The sequence below is a fragment of the Roseateles sp. YR242 genome, from assembly GCF_900109745.1.
GTDB lineage: Bacteria > Pseudomonadota > Gammaproteobacteria > Burkholderiales > Burkholderiaceae_C > Roseateles.
In genome coordinates this window covers 14,920-36,600 of sequence record NZ_FOAV01000019.1, presented here as the reverse complement: position 1 = coordinate 36,600, position 21,681 = coordinate 14,920, and the positions used below count along the sequence as shown (strand labels likewise).

Genomic DNA, 21,681 nt, shown 5'->3' with positions numbered 1-21,681 from the left:
CCTGAAGGGACGCGCCAGCGTCAGCCATGTCCCGGTTGTTCAACACAGTCGCCAAGAAAGACTGCCATGAATCTCTCCAAATTCTTCATCGACCGCCCGATCTTCGCGGGTGTGCTGTCGGTGCTGATCTTCGTCGCGGGGCTGCTGGCCCTGCGGGTCCTGCCCATCTCCGAATATCCGGAAGTGGTGCCGCCGCAGGTGGTGGTGCGCGCCCAATACCCCGGCGCCAACCCGAAGGTGATTGCCGAAGCGGTGGCCACGCCGCTGGAAGAAGCCATCAACGGTGTGGAAGGCATGCTCTACATGGGCAGCCAGGCCAACACCGACGGCAACATGACGCTGACCGTCACCTTCAAGCTGGGCACCGACCCGGACAAGGCGCAGCAGCTGGTGCAGAACCGCGTCTCGCAAGCCGAGCCGCGCCTGCCGGAAGAAGTGCGCCGTCTCGGCCTGACCACGGTCAAGAGCAGCCCCGACCTGACCATGGTCGTGCACTTGCTCTCGCCGAATGACCGGTACGACATGACCTACCTGCGCAACTACGCGGTGCTCAACGTCAAGGACCGGCTGGCCCGCATCCCGGGCGTGGGCCAGGTGCAGCTGTTCGGCTCCGGCGACTATTCCATGCGCGTCTGGCTGGACCCGCAGAAGGTGGCCGAGCATGGCCTGAGCGCCAATGACGTGGTGCAGGCCATCCGCGAGCAGAACGTGCAGGCCGCCGCCGGTGTGGTGGGCGCGTCGCCCGGCCTGCAGGGCATTGATCTGCAACTGCCCGTCAATGCGCAGGGCCGCCTCAAGAACGAAGACGAGTTCGCCGACATCATCGTCAAGACCGGTGCCAACGGTCAGGTCACCCGCCTGCGCGACCTCGGTCGCATCGAGCTGGGTGCGGCGGAATACGCGCTGCGCTCGCTGCTGGACAACAAGTCCGCCGTGGCCATCCCGATCTTCCAGGCGCCCGGCTCCAACGCCATCGAGATCTCCGACAACGTGCGTGCCACGATGGCGGAGCTGAAGAAGAGCATGCCGGAAGGCGTGAACTACGAAATTGTCTATGACCCGACGCAATTCGTGCGGGCCTCGATCGAGTCCGTGGTGCACACGCTGCTGGAGGCCGTGGCTCTCGTGGTGCTGGTGGTGATCCTGTTCCTGCAGACCTGGCGCGCTTCCATCATCCCGCTGCTGGCCGTGCCGGTGTCCATCATCGGTACCTTCGCGGTGATGCATGCCTTCGGCTTCTCGATCAACGCGCTGTCGCTGTTCGGCCTGGTGCTGGCCATCGGCATCGTGGTGGACGACGCCATCGTGGTGGTGGAGAACGTGGAGCGCAACATCGAGGCGGGGCTGAGCCCGCGCGCCGCGACCTACCGCGCCATGCAGGAAGTGTCCGGCCCCATCATCGCCATCGCCCTGGTGCTGGTGGCGGTGTTTGTGCCGCTGGCCTTCATCACCGGCCTGACGGGGCAGTTCTACCGCCAGTTCGCGCTGACCATCGCCATCTCCACCGTGATCTCCGCGGTGAACTCGCTGACCCTGTCGCCTGCGCTGGCCGCGATGCTGCTCAAGGGCCATGATGAACCCAAGGATGCGCTGACCCGCGGCATGGACCGTGTCCTGGGCCGCTTCTTCGGGGCCTTCAACCGCCTGTTCAACCGCGGTGCCAAGGCCTACAGCGGTGGTGTCGCCCGCGTGATCTCCCGCAAGGCGATCATGCTGGTGCTTTACGCCGCCCTGGTGGCGCTGACCGTGGGCCTGTTCAAGGCCGTGCCCGGTGGCTTCGTGCCGGCGCAGGACAAGCAATACCTCATCGGCTTCGCGCAACTGCCGGACGGTGCCACGCTGGACCGCACCGAGGACGTGATCCGTCGCATGAGCGACATCACGCTGAAGACGCCGGGGATCGACCACGCCATCGCCTTCCCCGGCCTGTCGATCAACGGGTTCACCAACAGTTCCAACTCAGGCATCGTCTTCGCATCGCTCAAGTCCTTCGACGAGCGCACTGGCAAGGGACTCTCCGCGGGCGAGATCGCGGGCAACCTGAATGCCCAGTTCGGCCAGATCCAGGACGCCTTTGTGGTGATGTTCCCGCCCCCGCCGGTGCAGGGCCTGGGCACGACCGGCGGCTTCAAGCTGCAGCTGGAAGACCGTGGCGGCCTCGGCTACGAGGCGCTGGACGGTGCGGTCAAGGCCTTCATGGCCAAAGCCGCGCAGACGCCGGAGGTGGCCGGCCTGTTCACCAGCTACCAGGTGAACGTGCCCCAGCTCTATGCGGACCTGGACCGGACCAAGGCACGCCAGCTCGGCGTGGCGGTGACCGACGTGTTTGACACCATGCAGATCTACCTCGGTAGCCTGTATGTGAACGACTTCAACAAGTTCGGCCGCACCTACACCGTGCGTGTGCAGGCGGATGCGCCCTACCGTGCCCGTGCCGAGGACATCGGCCAGCTGAAGGTGCGTTCCGCCTCCGGCGAGATGGTGCCGCTTTCCGCGCTGATGAAGGTCGAACCGAGCTTCGGCCCGGAACGTGCCATGCGCTACAACGGCTTCCTCTCCGCCGACATCAACGGCAGCCCCGCGCCCGGCTTCTCGACCGGCCAGGCGCAGGCCGCGATCGCTCGCATTGCTGCTGAAACGCTGCCCCCTGGCATCAGCTATGAATGGACCGAGCTGACCTACCAGGAAATCCTGGCCGGCAACTCCGCCCTGTGGGTGTTCCCGCTGGCCATCCTGCTGGTGTTCCTGGTGCTGGCCGCCCAGTATGAAAGCCTGGCATTGCCGGTGGCCATCATCCTGATCGTGCCGATGGGCCTGCTGGCCGCGATGACCGGGGTGTGGCTCAGCCATGGGGACAACAACGTCTTCACCCAGATCGGTTTGATCGTGCTGGTGGGGCTGTCTGCGAAGAACGCCATCCTGATCGTGGAGTTCGCCCGGGAGCTGGAATTTGCCGGCCGCAGCCCGCTGCAGGCCGCCATCGAAGCCAGCCGCCTGCGCCTGCGCCCCATCCTGATGACCTCCATGGCCTTTGTGATGGGTGTGCTGCCCCTGGTGCTGGCGCATGGCGCTGGTGCCGAGATGCGCAACGCCATGGGTGTGGCGGTGTTCGCCGGGATGATCGGCGTGACGGCCTTTGGCCTGTTCCTGACGCCGGTGTTCTATGTGCTGATGCGCCGCCTCTCCGGCAACCGTCCGCTCAAGCAGCATGGCGAGACGCCGCATATCGAGGCCTTTGCCCAGCCCGAGCAGGGCGCGGGACATGACTTTGGTGGTGGTGCCGGTGCCCATCCGCACCCGGCCGCCCCGCGTCATGACCACGAATGAAGCGAGCCTCGCGCCAAGAAAGACAAGGATCATTGCCATGAAACTGATGATGACAACGCTGCTGGCCGCGCTGGTGCTGGCCGGTTGCGCGACGCCGCCCCCGATCGACGAGTCGCGCCTGCCGGCCACGCCCACCGCCTTCAAGGCCGGGCAGTCCAGTGCTGCGGTGGCCGACGGTCACTGGGCCGTGGTGCCGCCGGCCGATGCCGAACCACGTGGCGACTGGTGGCTCGCCTTTGGTGACGCCCGCTTGAACGACCTGGTGCAGCGCGCACTGCGCAACAACACCGACCTGCAATCGGCCGCCGCGCGGCTGGCACAGGCCCGGGCCTTGTCGCGCAGCGCCGATGCTGACCGGCTGCCGCAGCTGGGCGCCTCGGCCGGTGCCTACCGTGGCACCACGGCCGGCCAGGGCCCCGCGCTCACGCCGGTCTACAGCGCCGGCCTGAACGCCAGCTGGGAAGCGGACATCACCGGGCGCCTCTCGCAGGCCAGCCGTGCCGCCCAACTGGACACCCAGGCCCGTGAAGCGCTGCTGCAGAGCACGCGCCTGATGGTGCAGGCCGACGTGGCGCAGACCTATCTGTCGCTGCGCTTCACCGACCTGGAACGCCGACTGGTGCGTGACACCGTGACGGCCTACCGCGAAACGCTCGCGTTGACCCAGCGCCGCTACCAGGCGGGCGATGTGGCCGAGCTGGACCTGGCCCGCGTGCAGACGGAAGTGGCCTCCACCGAAGCCGAAGCCGTGGCACTGGACCGCCGCCGTGCGGAGCTGGAGAACGCGCTCGCGGTGCTGTTGGGTGAGCCGGCTTCGGGCTTCTCGCTCGCCGAGGACCAGACGCTTTCGCCGCTGCCCGCCATCCCGGCCGGCCTGCCCAGCGCCGTGCTGGCCCGCCGTCCCGACGTGGCGGCGGCCCAGCGCAGCCTGCTGGCGGCCCAGTCCCGCGTGGGCGTGGCCCAGGCGGCCTGGTTCCCCAGCCTCACGCTGACCGCCACCGGCGGCTACGCCTCGCCCGAGCTGAGCGATGTGTTCCGCTGGTCGGCCCGTGCCTGGTCGGTGGATGCGCTGCTGTCGCTGCCGCTGTTCGATGGTGGCCGCCGCAAGGCCGGCATCGAATCCGCCGAGGCGGGCCTGGACCTGGCGATGGCGGGTTACCGCCAGCAGCTGCTGCAGGCCCTGCGTGAAGTGGAAGACAGCCTGAGCGGGCTGCAGCTGCTGTCGCGCCAGGCCGAGGTGCAGGCCCAGGCAGTGGAATCCGCCGCGCGTGCCACCGCCCTGTCGGACTCACGCTACCGCAATGGCTTCATCAGCCAGCTGGACCTGCTGGACGCTCGCCGCAGCGAACTGCGCAACCGGCGTGTGGCGCTGCAGGTGCAGGCCTTGCAGTACCAGGCCACCGTGGGGCTGGTGAAGGCGCTGGGCGGCGGCTGGACACCGGCGGCCTGAACGCAGGAGGGCGGCGACCCGCGGCCCTTCTGCCGATTTCCTCAAGCAACCGGTGGCGTCCTTGCCACCGGCACCTGCGGCACGCATGCCGCACGCGTGTGGCGTTCCCATGCGGCCAGGATGACCAGGACCAGACAGGCAAACGCACTGGTCAGCACTGGCGGCCAGGCCTGCACCCACGGGCTCGCCACCGCCAGTGAGCCAATGGCCACCGCATGTGACCACGGCCACCGCCCCATCACCGACCACTTGAACAGCCCCACCCCCAGGATGTAGAGCCCGAAGCCGCCCAGCACGCAGACGGCGGTCTGCAGCGAGGTGTGTCCCAGCGGATGGGCCAGCACGAACTCGTCACCCGCCGCATTGACGATGATGCCGGCCACGATCAGCAGGTGCAGGTAGGTGTAGCTCAGACGGGCCAGTCGGCCGGGGTCCTGGCTGTGGGCGATGCGGCCGGTGGCGAACTCATTGGTCGTGTCGAAGTACAGCCACCACAAGGCCAGGCTGCCGGCGAAGGCCACCACGAAGGCCAGCGCCGATGCGGCGGTGATGGCATGCGCGGAAAACGTCGCGCCGGTCACCAGCAGCGATTCCCCCAGCGCAATGATCACGAACAGCGCGCAGCGCTCGGCCAGATGCCCGCCTGAGACGTTCCAGTCGGACGTGGCGGAGCGGCCCAGCCCCGGCACGGCAAAGCCCAGTGAAGGTGCCACATATTCCAGGGACAGTGCCGCCACCCAGCAGGGCAGGCGCCAGGTCTCTTCCAGCGCGCCGCACCACCACAACACGGCACTGGTGGCCAGCCAGACCAGCATGCGCTGGAAATTGCGCACCAGCGAGGCATGGCCCCCACGTGCGGCCCAGAGGAAGAACACCGTGCGCCCCACCTGGATGGCGGTGTAGCTGCCGGCAAACATCAGGGCGCGGTCGTCGAAGGCGTCGGGGATCGCGCCGGACATCATCAGCCCGAGCAGCATGAACAGGAACAGGCAGGCCCGCACCGGCGTGAGGTCCGGGTCCAGCCAGTTGGTCACCCAGGAGGTGAACACCCAGACCCACCAGACCGCCAGCATCAGGAACAGGGTCTGCGCCACGCCCGCCAGCGAGAAATGGCCGATCAGGCGATGGGAGAGCTGGGTGACGGCAAACACGAACACCAGGTCGAAGAACAGCTCGGCAAAGCTGACCTTGGCGTGGCCTTGCGGGTCCGGCGCACGGAGCAGCGAGGGGCGGTGGGAGGGCCTGAGCGTGTGCAAAGAGGGGTGCATGGGCGGACTGTAGGCGTGCTGCGCCGGTCGCGCGTCCGCCATTGGGGCGGGGTCCTTGTTGCAAATACCGCAGGGGTGTCTGTGTCCCGCACAACGGGGGACGGCCTTGACGGGGGCAACAACGCGGCACTGATAATTGCCCGCGCGAGGCATGACGCCACGCATCGAGCCCGCGACTTCATGCGATCTTCTCCCGACATCACCCTGCGCACCATGATGGGTCGCGGCGTGGGGCTGCTGTTGCTGTCGCTGGCCGCCATCGCGGTGCTTTCCGGGCTGCTGGCCTGGCGGGCCCAGACCACGGTGAGCCTGTTGCAACGTGCAGACCGGATCAACCGCAGCCTGCCGCAGCTGCACCGGGTGACGCAAGACCTGCTGAATGCGGAGACCGGCCAGCGCGGCTACCTGCTTACCCAGAAGGGCAGTTATCTGCAGCCCTACCGTGATGCCATGCTGGGCCTGGAGCAACGCCTGAACGAGCTCGTGCAGCGAAACCCCGACCCCTTGCGCGAGCCTCGCCTGCAACGGATCCGTGAGTTGGCACTGCTCAAGCTCCAGGAGCTGGGCCAGACGCTGCGGCTGCACGACAGCGGCCGGCACGAGGAGGCCCTGGAACTCGTGATGAGCGACCAGGGCCAGCGCCACATGGACGAATTCCGCGACCTGATCGGTGAAGTGCTGGCGGACATGCAGGCCGAACGGGGGGCGATCAATGCCAGGCTGCAGAAGGAGACGGGGCAGGCGGAACTGCTGCTGCTCGTCGGGCTGGGCGCGTTGACCGTCTTCACGGTCCTGGCGGTCACCCAGGTCATCAGCCGCACCCGTGACGCGGAACGCTCGGAGCACCGCTTGCGCGGCATTGCGGACAACGTGCCGGCCATGATCGGCCAGTTCGACCGGCATGGCCGGCTGCTGTTTGCCAATGTCGAGGCCGGGCGTGTCTTTGGCTTCGACCCTCAGGCGGTTGTCGGCCAGGACATGCAGGAGCTGCATACCCCCCAGGACGCCGCGCTGCTGCTGCCGTATGTGGAGCGGGTGCTGGGTGGCGAGCGGGTGGAGTTCGACATCGAGTTCCTGGTGGCAGGGGAACTGCGCCACTTCCATCAGTGTTTTGTGCCCGATCATCCGATCAGCCACGGGGCCAAGGATCGTGCTGGCGCGGTGGACGGTTTTTATGCCGTCTCCATGGACATCACTGATCGCAAGCGGCATGCCGACGAGGTGGCCCGCAGCGAAAAGCGCATGAAGGCGGTGACCGACAACCTGCCCGTGCTGATCTCCTACGTCGACGCGGACCAGCGGGTCCGTTATGTCAACGAGACGATACGGACCTGGCTGGGGCAGGACCCCGCCCACATCGTGGGCAGTACGGTGGAGCAGTTGATGGGCCCGGAGCTGTATGCGCAGCGCCGGCCGCATCTGATGCGGGCGTTGCAGGGGGAGCGGGTGGAGTTTGAGGTGGCGTCGACGCTGCTGGGCCGCCTGCACCACCTGCGCAACATCTACCTGCCGGACGTCGGGCCCGGCGGCCACGTGGTGGGGGTGTACACCCTGTCCATCGACATCACGCCGATGAAGCAGGCTGAGGCGCAACTGGCGCAACTGGCCAGTTCGGATGCGCTCACCGGCCTGCCCAACCGGCGGGAACTGGACCGTGGCCTGGAACGGGCGCTGGCCCGCCAGCGGCGCAGGGCGCGGGACGGCGGCGCGATGGCGCTGGTGTTCCTGGACGTGGACGGATTCAAGTCGATCAACGACACCTACGGCCACAGCGTTGGCGATGAGGTGCTGTGCGCCTTTGCGGACTGTCTGCGACGCAGCGTCCGGGCCAGCGACCTGGTGGCGCGGCTGGCGGGTGACGAATTCATCGCGGTGCTGGAGGGCCTCAACCATCCGGACGAGGCGGCCCAGGTCGCCACCAAGATCCTGGAGGCGGTGCGCAGCGAGGCCATGGCCGGGCTGACGGTCACCACCAGCATCGGCGTGGCGACCGTGATCGACGCCGAGGTGCCCGCACGGGAGCTGGTGGCACTGGCGGACCGGGCGCTCTACGAGGCCAAGCGGGCAGGGCGGAACCGCTTTGCGGTGCAGCACTGGCCGGGGTCGGACCGGCGCCATTGAGCCTGGGCAGCCGCGCGCCAATGGCGCCAGAGTGAGGAGCGAGGAGCGGCGGGGCGCGGATGGGCGGACGGGCGGACGGGCGGATCGGCGGGCGATATGGGGGCGTACCACCCCTGATTTCAAGATCTTGAAGAACGCCTGGGCCGACCAAAGCTTGGATCCATGGCGGCACGCAGCCGCCGATCAGATCCCCCACCGTCCGTGAAGGAGGCCCCTATGTACCAACGTCTGTTTGCCCGTGACCTGTTCAACGACCTGGAGCGCCTGCAGCGCGAGGTCAGCCACGCCTTTGACGTCCAGCCCAGCCGCAGCGGCCAGGGCACTTACCCGGCACTGAATGTCGGCCTGTCGCCCGAGGCGGTGGAGGTATATGCCTTTGCTCCGGGGCTGGACCCGGCCACCGTCAGCGTGGACCTGGACCGGGGGGTGCTGAGCCTGTCCGGCGAGCGTACCCAGGCGGCATCGGCCGCATCCGCACCGGCTGGCGAGGCAGGTGCGGCGGAGGCGGCAAGCGCGGCCAAGACCATTCGCCATCAGAACGAACGCTTCACGGGACGTTTCCGCCGTGTGGTGAATCTGCCGGATGACATCGATCCGGATCAGGTGAAGGCCAGCTACCGCGATGGCGTGCTGCGCGTGAGCATCCAGCGCCGCGCCGCCGCCCAGCCCCGCCGTATCGACATTCATTGAGATCGCCCACGGCGTCCACCGACCCCACTGACTTCGAGAGCACACATCATGAGCACCCAAGCCGTTCATTCCTCCACCACCGCCCTGCCTGCAGCGGCCGCCAATGCCGCCGCAGCCGCCAATGCGGCAGCCGCAGCCACCTCCGCCCAACCGGGCACCCAGGCATCCACTCGCCAGCGTGCCGGCCAGGCGCTGGTGCCCCCGGTGGATGTGGTTGAGGACATGCAAGGCATCACGCTGTATGCCGACCTGCCCGGCGTGCCGCGTGAGCTGCTGAACCTGCGGGTGGATGGTGATCAACTGATCATCGAAGCCGAGATGCGTCTGGACCAGCCCGACGGGCTGCGGCCAGGCCATGCGGAAGTCACCCGTCAGCACTACCGCCGCAGCTTCACGCTCAGCAAGGAACTGGACGCCGACCAGATCAGCGCCGAGTTGAGCAACGGGGTGCTGCAGGTGCGTCTGCCCAAGACCGCTCGTGCGCAGCCGCGCAAGATCCAGGTGGCGCTGAGCTGAAGCTGAAAACCCGCAGGGCCCGCACGGAACGGACCCCGCCGTGGGCGGCGCCCATCTCGGGCACCGTCAGCCGGCTATCCAGTTACCCGGTTACCCGGTCAGCTGGTTACCCGGTGACCCTGTCACCCCGTCATCCGGGTGCACGGGTCACCGGCGCCGCGAGCGGGTCGTCGCCCATCGCGATCAGCGCGGATTCCGCAGCCTGCCCGGCGCGGGCGGCGTCGTCCATGCTGACCTGCAGGCGGCGTCGCATCCAGGGGCGGATGTCCTCGGTCGGGCCCACGTCCGGCAGCAGGCTCCAGTCCTGAAGCAACTGCAGTGTGGGCGGCACGGGTTCCTGCCCGGCCAGTGCACGGGCCAGACGTTCGGCATGTGGCGGCATCAGGGCCAGGCCCTCAGGGCCCAGCTCGGCAGCGCGGCGCATGAGGGTCTGCCGCATCATCGACAGATGGGCCATCAGCCGGTAGCCATGGTCCAGCATGGTGTTGAGTTCTTGCAGCGGCGGGCGCACACGGCGGGGTTCCGCCGCACTGCGCTGCAGGGCGGCGGACAGCGCCGCCAGCGCGTCATAGGCCTGGCGCCGGGCCAGCCGCTGGCTCAAGGCACCGGCCGGGGTCAGCTCCGCCGTCATGGCCTGCCGGACGTAGAGCTGCAAGGCACCGCGCGCGCGCTTGAGCGCACGGGGCAGGTTGCGGCGCTCCCAGGCCGGCAGCACATAGCTGAAGCCCCAGGCCAGTGCGGCGCCCAGCACCGTGTCCGCCAGCCGCTCCGCCACCGCCACGCCATGGGTGGGGTCCGCCAGATGTGCCTGCAGCAACGCCATCATCGTCGCGGCGATGGCCGTGATGAGGTAGCGCCGGGTGGTGAACGCGTGGGCAATGCCCACCGCCACCTGCAGCACCAGGATCCACAGCAGCAGGTTGGGCACCAGCGAGAGCAGCAAGATCAAGCCGCAGCCGATGGCCGTTCCCAGCACCCGCATGTTGCGGCGTGCCAGGGTCTGGTCCAGCGTGCCGCGCAGCACCACGGCCACCGACAGCACCAGCCAGTGCGGATGCGAGGCCCAGGGCAGCGCGAGTGCGATGTAGAAGGCGCTGGAGAGCGCCAGCATGCTGCGCAACGCATGGCGCAGCACCGGTGAATCCAGATGCCACTGCGCCTTCAGCAGCCCCATGGGCCAGCCTTCCGGCGTGACGAACTGATGCAGCTGCAGCAGGTCCAGCGGCAGCGGCGGCAGCGGCAGTTCACGGTCCAGGGCGCGGGCAATGGCCAGTACTTCGCCGTCCAGGTGGGCCAGGCGGTCCTGCAGCAGGGCTTGCAGGCGGCCGCGCGGGTCCTGGGCCGGCACGGTGGGCCAGGACACCGGTGGCAGCACCAGCGAGCTGGGCGAATCCTCGTTCAGCAGCGCTTGCCGGCAGTGCTCCATGGCAGTGGTGAGCGCCTTCAGGCGTTCCACCAGGGCCGTGCGCAGTTGCTGGCCGATCGGGTCTTCGCCGATCAGCTCCAGATCCAGCCGGCTGGCCAGCATCAGGTCGCGCAACTCAATCACATGCAGCAGCACGGCGGTGCTGCGCGGATCGTCCTGCACATGCGGGAAGATCTGGTCACGCGCGGTCTGCAGCACCTCGGCCAGTTGGGCTTCGTTGCCCAGCCAGTCGTGCATGGCATGCGCCGCACCGCCACTGCCCAGCAGTTCGGCCCGGGCATGCAGCAGTTGGGCCAGGCCGCGCAGGGCCTCGGCCAGCGCCAGGCGGCGGAAGCGCCGTTGCAGCAACGCCCCGCTGATGACCGCCCAGGCCAGATAGATGAGGATGCCCGCCGCGCCGCTGGCCAGCACCACCGGCAACGGCTCCGGCGGCCAGGCGAGCGCAAACACCATCGCCAGGATGGGTGCAAACGAGACGGCGGCCGCACGCAGGCCCCAGCTCAGCATGAGGGCACTGCTGAACGCCATCACGGCCACCAGCGCGCCCATCCAGCCATGATGGTGGCGCAGCAGGGCCACGGCGGCGACGGCCAGCAGGGCCAGCCCCCCGGCCAGTGCCACCCGCTTGAAGTTCCGGCTGATGTTGCCGGGCAGGTCGGCCAGGCTGGCGCAGATGGCGCAGGCCATGGCCAGTTGGGAGGCAATGTGGGCCAGCGCCGGCGGCGCCAGGCGCGACACCACCATCTGCACCAGCGCCACCCCCAGCGCGACCGTCAGCCCGTTCCACCAGTGCACCGGCCATTGCCGCCACCGGCCCAGCAACCAGGCGATGGAGGTGTCAGCGGCGCCCGGCAGGACCAGCACCCCGCGCTGCTGGCGAGGTCCGGTGGGGAGGCGGTGCGGTTTCAAGCTTCCTTGATGCGCTGGGCCAGGTGGGCCAGCGCTTCTTCCACCTGATCCACCAGGACCAGGCACAGGTCACCGGGCTGCAGGCGTTCCAGGGCGCGGTCGATGGCCACGAACTCGCCGCGGATTTCTTCCACATGACGGGTGCGGGAGGCGCCTTCCAGGCCCTGACGCAGCAGCCCCAGCACTTCGCCGTCTTCACGGCCGCGCTGGCAGGCGTCCTGGAACAGGATGGCGTCGTCGAACGCACGGCCGAGGATCTGCGTCTGCACGCGGATGTCCTCGTCACGGCGGTCGCCCGCACCGGAGATCACCACCGAGCGGCGGTTGGCGGGCAGGGCCTCCACGGCCGCTACCAGGGCCTTCATCGCGTCACCGTTGTGGCCGTAGTCGGCAATCACGGTGGCGCCCCGGTAATCCATGATGTTGAAACGGCCCGGCACGCTGTCGGGGTCGCTCATGAAGCTGGACAGGCCGCGGCGGATGGTGTCCCAGTCCAGGCCGACGCCCCAGGCGGCCGCCACCGACGCCATGGCGTTCTCCACCTGGAAGGGGATGGCCCCGCCCCGGGTGAAGGGGATGTCGCGCAGCGGGATGGATTCGCGCCAGGCGCCTTCGGCGGCCACCAGGCTGTCGCCATCCACATAGACGCTGCGTTTGCCTTGCGCGCGGTGCGTGGCCATCAGCGGGTGATGGCGGTCGCTGGCGAAAAAGATCACCTGGCCAGGGCAGACCGCAGCCATGTTGGCGACCACCGGGTCCATCGCGTTGAGCACGGCATAACCGTTGGACGCCACGTTCTGCACGATCACGCGCTTGACCAGCGCCAGTTCCTCGACGGTGTTGAGGAAGTTCATGCCGAGGTGGTCACCCTCGCCGAGGTTGGTCACCACCGCCACCTGGCAGCGGTCGAAGCCCAGACCCTCGCGCAGCACACCGCCGCGCGCGGTCTCGAACACGGCCGCCTCGACGTCCGGATGCATCAGCACGTTGCGGGCGCTCCGGGGGCCGGAGCAGTCACCGCTGTCGGTCTGGCGGCCTTCCACATAGACGCCGTCGGTGTTGGTCATGCCCACGCGCAGGCCCTGCGTGGCGAACATGTGGGCGACCAGGCGCGACGTGGTCGTCTTGCCGTTGGTGCCGGTCACCGCCACGATGGGGATGCGGCCGTCCTCGCCCTTGTCGCCACGGGCGCCATGGCCGTAGAGGCTGGTGATGATGGCTTCACCCACGTCACGCCCCTTGCCGTAGGAAGGGCTCAGGTGCATGCGCAGGCCCGGGGCGGCATTCACTTCGACGATGCCGCCGTTCTGGTCTTCCAGCGGACGCAGCACGCTCTCGGCCACCACGTCCACACCGCACACGTGCAGACCCACGACCTGCGCCGCAGCGATGGCACGGGCGGCCACTTCCGGATGCACGTCGTCGGTGACGTCGGTGGCGGTGCCACCGGTGGAGAGGTTGGCGTTGTTGCGCAGGATGACGCGGCGGCCCTTTTCGGGCACGGACTCCGGTGTCAGCCCCTGCAGGTCCAGCCGGGCAATGGCGATGTCGTCCAGGCGGATCTTGGTCAACGAGGTGGCGTGGCCATCGCCCCGGCGCGGGTCTTCATTGACCTTGGCGACCAGCTCGCGCACGCAGTGCGTGCCGTCGCCGGTGACGTTGGGCGGGTCACGGCGGGCAGCGGCCACGAGCTTGTCGCCCACCACCAGCAGGCGGTAGTCGCTGCCGGGCAGGAATTTCTCGACCATCACCTGGCCGATGTCCTCGGCCGCCTTGTAGGCGATCTCCAGATGCTGGCGGGAGGCGACGTTGACCGTCACGCCCTTGCCCTGGTTGCCATCCAGCGGCTTCACCACCACCGGCAGGCCGATGTCCTGCGCGACGGTCCAGGCTTCGTCCACGGAGTCCACCGGTGCGCCGATGGGCACCGGCACGCCGGCCGACTGCAGCAGGCGCTTGGAGAGGTCCTTGTCCTGCGCGATGGATTCGGAGACGGCACTGGTGGCGTCCACCTCGGCAGCCCAGATGCGGCGCTGTTTCACGCCCCAGCCCAGTTGCACCAGGCTGCCTTGCGTCAGGCGGCGGAAGGGGATGCCGCGTTTGCAGGCGGCGTCCACGATGGAACCGGTGGAGGGGCCCAGGCGGATGTCTTCGTCCGTCTCGCGCAGATCGCGAACGGCGGCATCGGCGTCGAAGGTGCCGCCGCCGGCAGCGGCATTGATCAGTTCCACCGCCTTGTCGAAGGCCTTTCGGCCGACGTCTTCCTCGCTGTACTCAACGACCACCTGGTAGGTGCCCGGTTCCGAGGTGGTGTGGGTGTGGCTGTAGGTGACCGGGCAGCCGGCCTGGGCCTGCAGCGCCAGGGCGGCCTGTTCCAGCACATGGGCCAGCGAGATCGGGGTCTTGGCACTGCTGGCAGGACGCAGCGGGCCGATACCGGGGAAGAGGGCCCGCAGGCGGGCCTCGAAGCCTTCCAGGCCGGCGATCGTGAGTTCCGACTCGGTGCATTCCACCACCGCCTCGATGGCGGTGTGGCGGCTCCACATGTTGGGGCCGCGAAGGGCGCGGGTGCGAGAGACTTCCATCTGTCGTCTTTCGTTCGTCTGTTTTTTTATTGGGGCAGCTCGGGCACGAAGGTATCGAGCCCGGCGGAAATCAGTTCAGGGGAAATGCCCAGGGCCCAGGCCGTGGCCACGGCGGCCAGCACGGCATCGGCCGTGATGTCCTGGCCGGTGGCCTTGAAGCGGACCTGCAGGCTTTCCACGTTGGCGCCGGCGGTTTCGGTGCTGCCATGGGCCAGCACCGCTGCACCGCCTTGCAGGAACACGCAGCGGCCTTCCTTGGCGCGATGTTCCACCAGGGCGGCGTTGCCGGCGTCGTGGGCGTAGAAGACCACTTCGCCATCACACAGCGGCGCCATTTCCACCAGGCGGGGTTCTTCGGCGTTCAGCACCGCCACGCCGTCCGACAGCACCACGTCCACCTGGGTGCGCAGCACCTTGTAGAGCTGGTCTTCGGTCAGCACGTCGTGCTGGTCCAGTTCGGGTACGCGGCCCATGTCGGTGACCACGCCCACCTGGCAGCGGTCATAGGCCAGGCCGTCGCTCAGGACGGTGCCGGCGCTGTTCTCCACCACGATGGCGTCCACCGAGCGGTTCATCAGCAGGCGGTGGCTGGCGGCCCAGTTGGCGCTGGGCTTGCGCTCCACGCGGCGGGTGCCCAGGAAGAGGCCGTCGCCGCAGGCCAGGCCGACATGGCGGCCATTGAGATGCAGCAGCCAGCCGACCAGTCGGGCCACCTGTGCGGTGCCCCGCGAGCCGGCCACGCCGACGATGGGGATGCGGCCGCTTTCGTCCTCGGCAAAGAGGTGGTCGATGATGGCCTGGCCGACCGGCTGGGGCATGCCCTCGGCCGGCTTCAGGTGCATCAGCAGGCCGGGGCCGGCATTGACTTCGACGATGGCCCCACCGGTTTCGGACAGCGGCTTGCTGATGTCGCTGGTGACCAGGTCCACACCAGCGATGTCCAGGCCGATGGTGCGCGCCGCGAGCGACACGGCGTGCGCCACCTCGGGGTGGATCTGCGCGGTGCAGTCGATCGCGACGTTGCCATTGCGCTGGATCAGCACCCGGCGGCCCGCTTCGGGCACGCCGTCGCCGGTCAGGCCCTGGCGCTGCAATTCCAGCAGCACAACCGCGTCGTCCTGGATGTTGATGCGGTTGAGCGGGAAGTCTTCGGTCAGGCCGCGGCGCGGGTCGGTGTTGATCTGCAGGTCGATCAGTTCAATGACGGTGTGGCTGCCGTCGCCGGTGATCCAGGCTTCTTCACCCCGGGCCGCCGCGACCACCTGACCACCGACCACCAACAGGCGGTGTTCCATGCCCGGAATGTAGCTTTCAACCAACACTTCCGAGCCTTCCTGGTCCGCCAGTCGGAAGGCGGCTTCGATATCGGGCTGCTGGCGCAGGTCCAGCGTGACCCCCCGGCCGTGGTTGCCGTCGGACGGCTTGACCACCACCGGCAGGCCCAGGTCTTGCGCGACCTCCCAGGCTTCCTCGGCCGTCTTCACGGCCTGGCCGGCGGGCACGGGCACACCCACGGCCTTGAGCAGGTCCTTGGTGAGGTCCTTGTCGCGCGCGATGCCTTCGGCAATGGCGCTGGTCATGTCGGTCTCGGCCGTCCAGATGCGGCGCTGGCGGCCCCCGTAGCCCAACTGCACCAGATTGCCGTCATTCAGGCGGATGTGCGGAATGCGGCGATCCGTGGCGGCGGCCACGATGGCGGCGGTGGAGGGGCCCAGGTAGCAGTCGTCGAGCTTGTCCCGGATGGCATGGACAGCGGCGTCCACATCGAAGGGTTGGTCGTTGATGGTGGCCATCAGCAAGGCATGACCCTGGCCGAGAGCTTCGCGGGCGACCTGTTCGTCGCGGGCGCGAAACACCATACGGTAGACCCCGGTGGTGGAGGTGGAGCGGGTCTGGCCAAAGCCGGTGGGCATGCCGGCCAGGTTCAGCAGCTCGATGACCACGTGCTCCAGCACATGGCCCATCCAGGTGCCTTCGGTCAGACGCTGGAGGAAACCGCCGCGCTCACCCACCCCGCAATGGTGTTCCACCAGGGCCGGCAAGCGCTGGGTCAGGCGCTCGGTGAACCCGGGCAGCAGGTTGGAGGGGTGGTTTTCCAGGTCCCCAAGGTCCAGCCAGGTTTCCAGCACCGGACGGTAGGTCCACATGTTGGGGCCGCGCAGGTAGTTGATGCGCAGGAGCTTGATGTCGTCGTGTCGGCTCATTTGGGGGGAGTCGTGGAGGGGGACCGGCTACAGGAAGATGGAGCAAAGCGCAATTGTGCGCCCAAGAAATGGTGGCACCAGGTGCCGGGGTCAAGGGCGCGGGCTCACCAGTAAACCTCTGCGGAGGTTTCCTGGGAGAAAATCCTGCCATACCGTTGAGGTCATTTCTTCAGAACAATCACAATGCAGCATTCACATCCTGTCGTATCGGCTGGTCCATCGACGGTGGCGTCGGCGGAGGCACTTCAAGCGCATCTGCGCCCTGGCGAAAACGTCCGGGCGACGCTGGAGGTTGACCTCGACACGCAATTGCGCTTTGGCGCGGGCGTGCTGCAACTCACGGATCAGCGCTTGCTGGCCCGGGAGTCCGCCGCCGGCGGGGTCCAGGAATGGGCGCTGGCGGGGGCGCCCGAGCTGCGCCTGGTGTTGTCCGACCACGCGGGCGTGGGCTTGCTGGAGCTGACCGACGGCCGCAGCCGGCTGGCCCAGTGGCGCTTCACCATGCGTGCCAACCTGCAGGCCCAGCGCTTCGAGGACGCCTTCAACACCCGGGGCGAGCCCGTGGCCGCCCTGCGCGAGGAGCCCGAACTCTGCCCCAGCTGCCAGGCCGTGCTGCCGGAAGACAGCGAGGAGTGCCCCAGTTGCGCCCGGGAGCTGCACACCCCCCCGTCCACCTGGGTGCTGCTGCGGCTGTGGCGCTTTGCCCGACCCTACCAGGGTCAGCTCTTGCTGGGCTTCCTGCTGATGATGGGGGCCACCGGCGCCACGCTGGTCGCGCCCTACCTGACCATGCCGCTGATGGACAAGGTGCTGATTCCCTTCCAGCAGGGCCAGCAGATCGACACCAGCCTGGTGGCGCTCTACCTCAGCGGGCTGTTTGGCGCTGCGCTGGTGTCGTGGGTGCTGGGTTGGGCCAAGACCTACATCCTGGCGCTGGTGTCGGAGCGCATCGCGGCGGACCTGCGCACGGCGACCTTTCAGCATCTGCTGGGCCTGTCGCTGGAGTATTTCGGCTCCAAGCGTACCGGGGACCTGATGAGCCGCATCGGCTCGGAGACCGACCGGATCAGCGTCTTCCTGTCGCTGCACGCGCTGGACTTCATCACCGACTGCCTGATGCTGGGCATGATCACCGTGATCCTGTTCAGCACCAACCCCTGGCTGGCCCTGGCGACGCTGGTGCCGCTGCCCTTCATTGCCTGGATGATCCACCTGGTGCGAGACCGACTGCGCACCGGCTTCGAGAAGATCGACCGTGTCTGGGGCGAGGTGACCTCGGTGCTGGCGGACACCATCCCCGGTATCCGCGTGGTGAAGGCCTTTGCCCAGGAGCGCCGTGAAGCGCAGCGCTTCAAGGAGGCCAATGCGCACAACCTGGAGGTGAACGATCGGCTCAACCGCACCTGGAGCCTGTTCTCGCCCACCGTGGCGCTGCTGACCGAGATCGGCCTGCTGGTGGTCTGGGCCTTCGGCATCTACCTGATTGCCCATTCGCAGATCACGGTCGGTACGCTGACGGCCTTCCTGGCCTACATCGGTCGCTTCTACGGCCGGCTGGATTCGATGAGCCGCATCGTGTCGGTGACGCAGAAGGCGGCGGCTGGCGCCAAGCGCATCTTCGACATCCTGGACCATCAGTCCAACGTGCCCGAGCCCACCAACCCAGTGAAGCTCCCACGCGTGGAGGGCGGCATCACGTTGCAAGATATCGGTTTCCGTTACGGCAATCGCACGGTCATCCGTGACCTGAACCTGGAAATCAAGCCTGGCGAGATGATCGGCCTGGTGGGCCACAGCGGTTCGGGCAAGAGCACCCTGGTGAACCTGATCTGCCGCTTCTACGACGTGACCGAAGGCGCCATCAAGGTGGACGGCGTGGATCTGCGCCGCTTCCAGCTGGCGGACTTCCGCCGCCACATCGGCCTGGTGCTGCAGGAGCCCTTCCTGTTCTTCGGCACCATCGCGGAGAACATTGCCTACGGCAAGCCGGACGCTTCCCGCGAGGAAATCGTGGCGGCGGCCCGGGCTGCCCATGCCCACGAATTCATCCTGCGCCTGCCGCAGGGGTATGACTCACTGGTGGGCGAGCGGGGCCAGGGCTTGTCCGGTGGCGAGCGCCAGCGGATTTCCATCGCCCGCGCACTGCTGATCGACCCCCGCATCCTGATCATGGACGAGGCCACCTCGGCGGTGGACACCGAAACCGAAAAGGAAATCCAGAAGGCCCTGGACAACCTGGTGCGGGGCCGCACGACCATCGCCATTGCCCACCGCCTGTCCACCCTGCGCAAGGCGGACCGCCTGGTGGTGATGGACCGTGGCGAAATCGTGGAGGTGGGCCCGCATGATGAACTGATCGCCAAGCAGGGCGCCTACTGGCGCCTGTGGGAGGCGCAGGCGCGCCGGGTGGACCAGGAGGCCGAGGACAGCGTGGTTGTGGTCACCCCCAATGCCAACGCCCATACCGCCAACGCCTGAGGCCTTGCCAGGAGTATTCATCTGATGAGCAACATTCAACACCTGGCCCGCAACGCCTTGGGCCGCCTGCTGCTGGTGGACCTGCAGGGCCGCACGCATGAGAACGTCACCCCGGTTCGCGCCCACCCGCTGAGCGCACCGGACGAGGGCATCGCCCTGGTGGGCGAGGACGGTCATGAACTGGCCTGGGTCGACCACCTGGACCAGTTGCCCGAGGCCCTGCGCACGCTGCTGCGCGAGGAATTCGCCAACCGCGAGATGATGCCGACGGTGCAGCGGCTGCTGAACGTGTCCACCTTCTCTACGCCCAGCGAGTGGACGGTGGAGACCGACCGTGGCGAAACCGCCTTCATCCTGAAGAGCGAAGAAGACATCCGGCGCCTGGGTGAAGGCCGGTTGCTGATCGCCAGCAGCCACGGCATCCATTTCATGGTGCCGGATCGCTTCGCGCTCGACCGCCACTCCCGCAAGCTGCTGGAGCGCTTCCTGTGACGGCTTGAGCTGCCGAGCCTTCCATTCAAGCTTCCCAGCCTTCCAGTCTTCTGACCGTCTGATCATGGATTCAGCACGGTGGTCCTGGCCCCGGACTTCAGCTTCGGTCGCCAGGTCCAAAACCTCCGCTTAGAATTGACGCGAACGTCAACTGTCTCCCGTATACGTCAAGTCGGCGGTGCCCCGCTGTCTGGCCCGCGCGGTGGTGCAGTGAAGCCGACGTTTGTGACATCAAAGAATCTGTCCTGCACGGCCCCTGGGCCGGCGGAGGCGGTCGAGGAGACAACTGGATGAACCTGCCTGGGCTGAATTTTTTTCTTGGCGAAGACATCGAGGCACTGAGAGACGCGGTGCGCGCCTTTGCGGACGCGGAAATCGCGCCACGCGCCGCAGAGATTGACCGGAGCGACCAGTTCCCCATGGACCTGTGGCGCAAGATGGGCGATCTGGGCGTGCTGGGCATCACCGTGCCGGAGGAATACGGCGGCGCGGCCATGGGCTACGTGGCCCACATGGTGGCCATGGAGGAAATCAGCCGGGCCTCAGCGTCCGTCGGCCTGAGCTACGGTGCCCACAGCAACCTGTGCGTCAACCAGATCAAGCGCAATGGCAGCGAGGCGCAGAAGCGCAAGTACCTGCCCAAGCTGATCAGCGGGGAACACGTCGGCGCATTGGCCATGAGCGAGCCGGGGGCCGGGTCGGACGTGGTCAGCATGAAACTGCGTGCCGAGGACAAGGGCGGGTATTACCTGCTCAACGGCACCAAGATGTGGATCACCAACGGCCCGGATGCCGACACCCTGGTGGTCTACGCCAAGACCGAGCCCGAGCTGGGCGCGCGCGGCATGACCGCCTTCCTGATCGAGAAGGGCATGAAGGGCTTCTCCATCGCCCAGAAGCTGGACAAGCTGGGCATGCGCGGCAGCCATACCGGTGAGTTGGTATTCCGTGATGTGGAAGTGCCAGCGGACAACATCCTGGGCCAGGTGGGTGGTGGCACCAAGGTGCTGATGTCGGGCCTGGACTATGAGCGTGCGGTGCTGGCCGCCGGCCCCATCGGCATCATGCAGTCGGTGATGGACAACGTCGTGCCCTATGTGCATGACCGCAAGCAGTTTGGCCAGAGCATTGGCGAGTTCCAGTTGATCCAGGGCAAGCTGGCCGACATGTACACCGTGCTGCAGGCCGCACGGGCCTTCTGCTACACCGTGGGCAAGAACCTCGACGCCCTGGACGGCGCGCATGTGCGCCAAGTGCGCAAGGACTGCGCCTCGGTCATTCTGTGGTGTGCGGAGAAGGCCACCTGGATGGCGGGCGAGGGCATTCAGATCTTCGGTGGCAACGGCTACATCAACGAATATCCGCTGGGCCGCCTGTGGCGTGACGCCAAGCTCTACGAAATCGGTGCGGGCACGTCCGAGATCCGGCGCATGCTGATCGGAAGGGAACTCTTCGCCGAGACGATGTAAGTCCCGGCGGGATGAGAAAATCCCCCGCATGAGCACGAACGAACTGCAAGACCTGCTGGACAACAACAAGCGTTGGGCCGCTGAAACGGAACAGGAGTCTCCGGGCTTCTTTTCGCGTCTGCTGAAGCAGCAGACGCCGCAATACCTGTGGATCGGCTGCGCCGACAGCCGCGTGCCGGCCAACGAGCTGGTGGACCTGCTGCCCGGTGAGCTGTTTGTTCATCGCAATGTGGCCAACGTGGTGGTGCACTCCGACCTGAACTGCCTGTCGGTCATGCAGTTCGCGGTGGACCAGCTGAAGGTGCAGCACATCATCATCGTGGGCCACAGCAACTGCGGGGGTGTGCGTGCCGCGCTCAAGGACCTGCGGGTCGGCCTGGTGGACAACTGGCTTCGCCATGTGCAGGACGTTCGCAACCACCATCAGGACTGGCTGGACAAGCTGCCGGAAGACCAGCGCGTCAACGCGTTGTGTGAACTGAACGTGCTGGAACAGGCCCGCAATGCCTGCCAGACCACCGTGGTGCAGGACGCCTGGGCCCGCGGGCAGCCTGTGGCCGTGCATGGCTGGGTCTATGGCCTGCACAACGGCTTGTTGAAGGATCTCAGCATTACCGCCGCCAGTCATGACGACGTGGGCCCGGCCTATCGGCGTGCACTCGCCGCCCTGCACCAGCGCTACGAGGCGGCCATGGGGTCCGGCCCGGCGCCGGCAGTCGCCGGCTGACCCATTTCCCTCCAACAGC

General features: G+C 67.6%; 13 protein-coding genes. 9 read left to right on the top strand and 4 right to left on the bottom strand.

Annotation, left to right across the window (positions count from 1 at the left end):
• Positions 1-66: 66 nt before the first annotated feature.
• Together BMY53_RS23445 and BMY53_RS23440 are read left to right on the top strand one after the other, a co-directional pair.
• Positions 67-3,327: an efflux RND transporter permease subunit gene (locus BMY53_RS23445; protein WP_092949278.1), complete on the top strand. Its 3,261-nt coding sequence runs from the start codon at positions 67-69 to the stop codon at positions 3,325-3,327.
• Between the two features lie 37 nt (positions 3,328-3,364).
• Positions 3,365-4,777 (top strand): efflux transporter outer membrane subunit, encoded by a 1,413-nt coding sequence (locus BMY53_RS23440; protein ID WP_092949276.1) that lies wholly within the window; start codon positions 3,365-3,367, stop codon positions 4,775-4,777.
• Positions 4,778-4,818: 41 nt separating this feature from the next.
• Here the strand turns inward: BMY53_RS23440 and BMY53_RS23435 are convergent, their stop codons facing one another.
• Complete coding sequence (locus BMY53_RS23435) at positions 4,819-6,045, bottom strand: low temperature requirement protein A (RefSeq protein ID WP_092949375.1); 1,227 nt, start codon at positions 6,043-6,045, stop codon at positions 4,819-4,821.
• Between the two features lie 180 nt (positions 6,046-6,225).
• Here BMY53_RS23435 and BMY53_RS23430 point away from each other — a divergent pair, with 180 nt between their 5' ends.
• From BMY53_RS23430 to BMY53_RS23420, 3 genes are all read left to right on the top strand, one after another.
• Positions 6,226-8,166, top strand: a complete 1,941-nt coding sequence (locus BMY53_RS23430) for a diguanylate cyclase domain-containing protein (RefSeq protein WP_177201020.1) — start codon at positions 6,226-6,228, stop codon at positions 8,164-8,166.
• 216 nt (positions 8,167-8,382) lie between these two features.
• The gene (locus BMY53_RS23425) at positions 8,383-8,856 is read left to right on the top strand and encodes an Hsp20/alpha crystallin family protein (protein ID WP_092949272.1); all 474 of its coding nucleotides are present in this window, start codon (positions 8,383-8,385) and stop codon (positions 8,854-8,856) included.
• A 48-nt stretch (positions 8,857-8,904) separates the two neighbouring features.
• Entirely contained in the window at positions 8,905-9,372 is a 468-nt protein-coding gene (locus BMY53_RS23420) for an Hsp20/alpha crystallin family protein (RefSeq protein ID WP_092949270.1), read from the top strand.
• A gap of 130 nt (positions 9,373-9,502) precedes the next feature.
• Here BMY53_RS23420 and BMY53_RS23415 read toward each other — a convergent pair whose 3' ends face one another.
• Genes BMY53_RS23415 through cphA (BMY53_RS23405) form a run of 3 tightly spaced genes read right to left on the bottom strand, consistent with a single transcriptional unit; the run spans position 9,503 to position 16,496 of the window.
• Positions 9,503-11,707 carry an FUSC family protein gene (locus tag BMY53_RS23415; RefSeq protein WP_143074213.1) on the bottom strand — a complete coding sequence of 735 codons (2,205 nt, stop codon included), beginning with the start codon at positions 11,705-11,707 and terminating at the stop codon, positions 9,503-9,505.
• Complete coding sequence (gene cphA, locus BMY53_RS23410) at positions 11,704-14,292, bottom strand: cyanophycin synthetase (RefSeq protein WP_092949266.1); 2,589 nt, start codon at positions 14,290-14,292, stop codon at positions 11,704-11,706. Before cphA (BMY53_RS23410) ends, BMY53_RS23415 begins: the two co-directional genes overlap by 4 nt.
• A 26-nt stretch (positions 14,293-14,318) precedes the next feature.
• The gene (cphA, locus tag BMY53_RS23405) at positions 14,319-16,496 is read right to left on the bottom strand and encodes a cyanophycin synthetase (RefSeq protein ID WP_092949264.1); all 2,178 of its coding nucleotides are present in this window, start codon (positions 16,494-16,496) and stop codon (positions 14,319-14,321) included.
• A 183-nt stretch (positions 16,497-16,679) separates the two neighbouring features.
• Between cphA (BMY53_RS23405) and BMY53_RS23400 the strand changes: the two genes are divergently transcribed.
• From BMY53_RS23400 to can, 4 genes are all read left to right on the top strand, one after another.
• Positions 16,680-18,974: a cyanophycin metabolism-associated ABC transporter gene (locus tag BMY53_RS23400; protein WP_092949262.1), complete on the top strand. Its 2,295-nt coding sequence runs from the start codon at positions 16,680-16,682 to the stop codon at positions 18,972-18,974.
• Between the two features lie 24 nt (positions 18,975-18,998).
• Entirely contained in the window at positions 18,999-19,466 is a 468-nt protein-coding gene (locus BMY53_RS23395) for a cyanophycin metabolism-associated DUF1854 family protein (protein ID WP_092949260.1), read from the top strand.
• A 290-nt stretch (positions 19,467-19,756) separates the two neighbouring features.
• Positions 19,757-20,935, top strand: coding sequence for an isovaleryl-CoA dehydrogenase (locus BMY53_RS23390; RefSeq protein WP_092949258.1), 1,179 nt, complete (start codon positions 19,757-19,759; stop codon positions 20,933-20,935).
• Positions 20,936-20,963: 28 nt separating this feature from the next.
• Positions 20,964-21,662, top strand: a complete 699-nt coding sequence (gene can, locus BMY53_RS23385) for a carbonate dehydratase (protein ID WP_092949256.1) — start codon at positions 20,964-20,966, stop codon at positions 21,660-21,662.
• Positions 21,663-21,681: the final 19 nt, after the last annotated feature.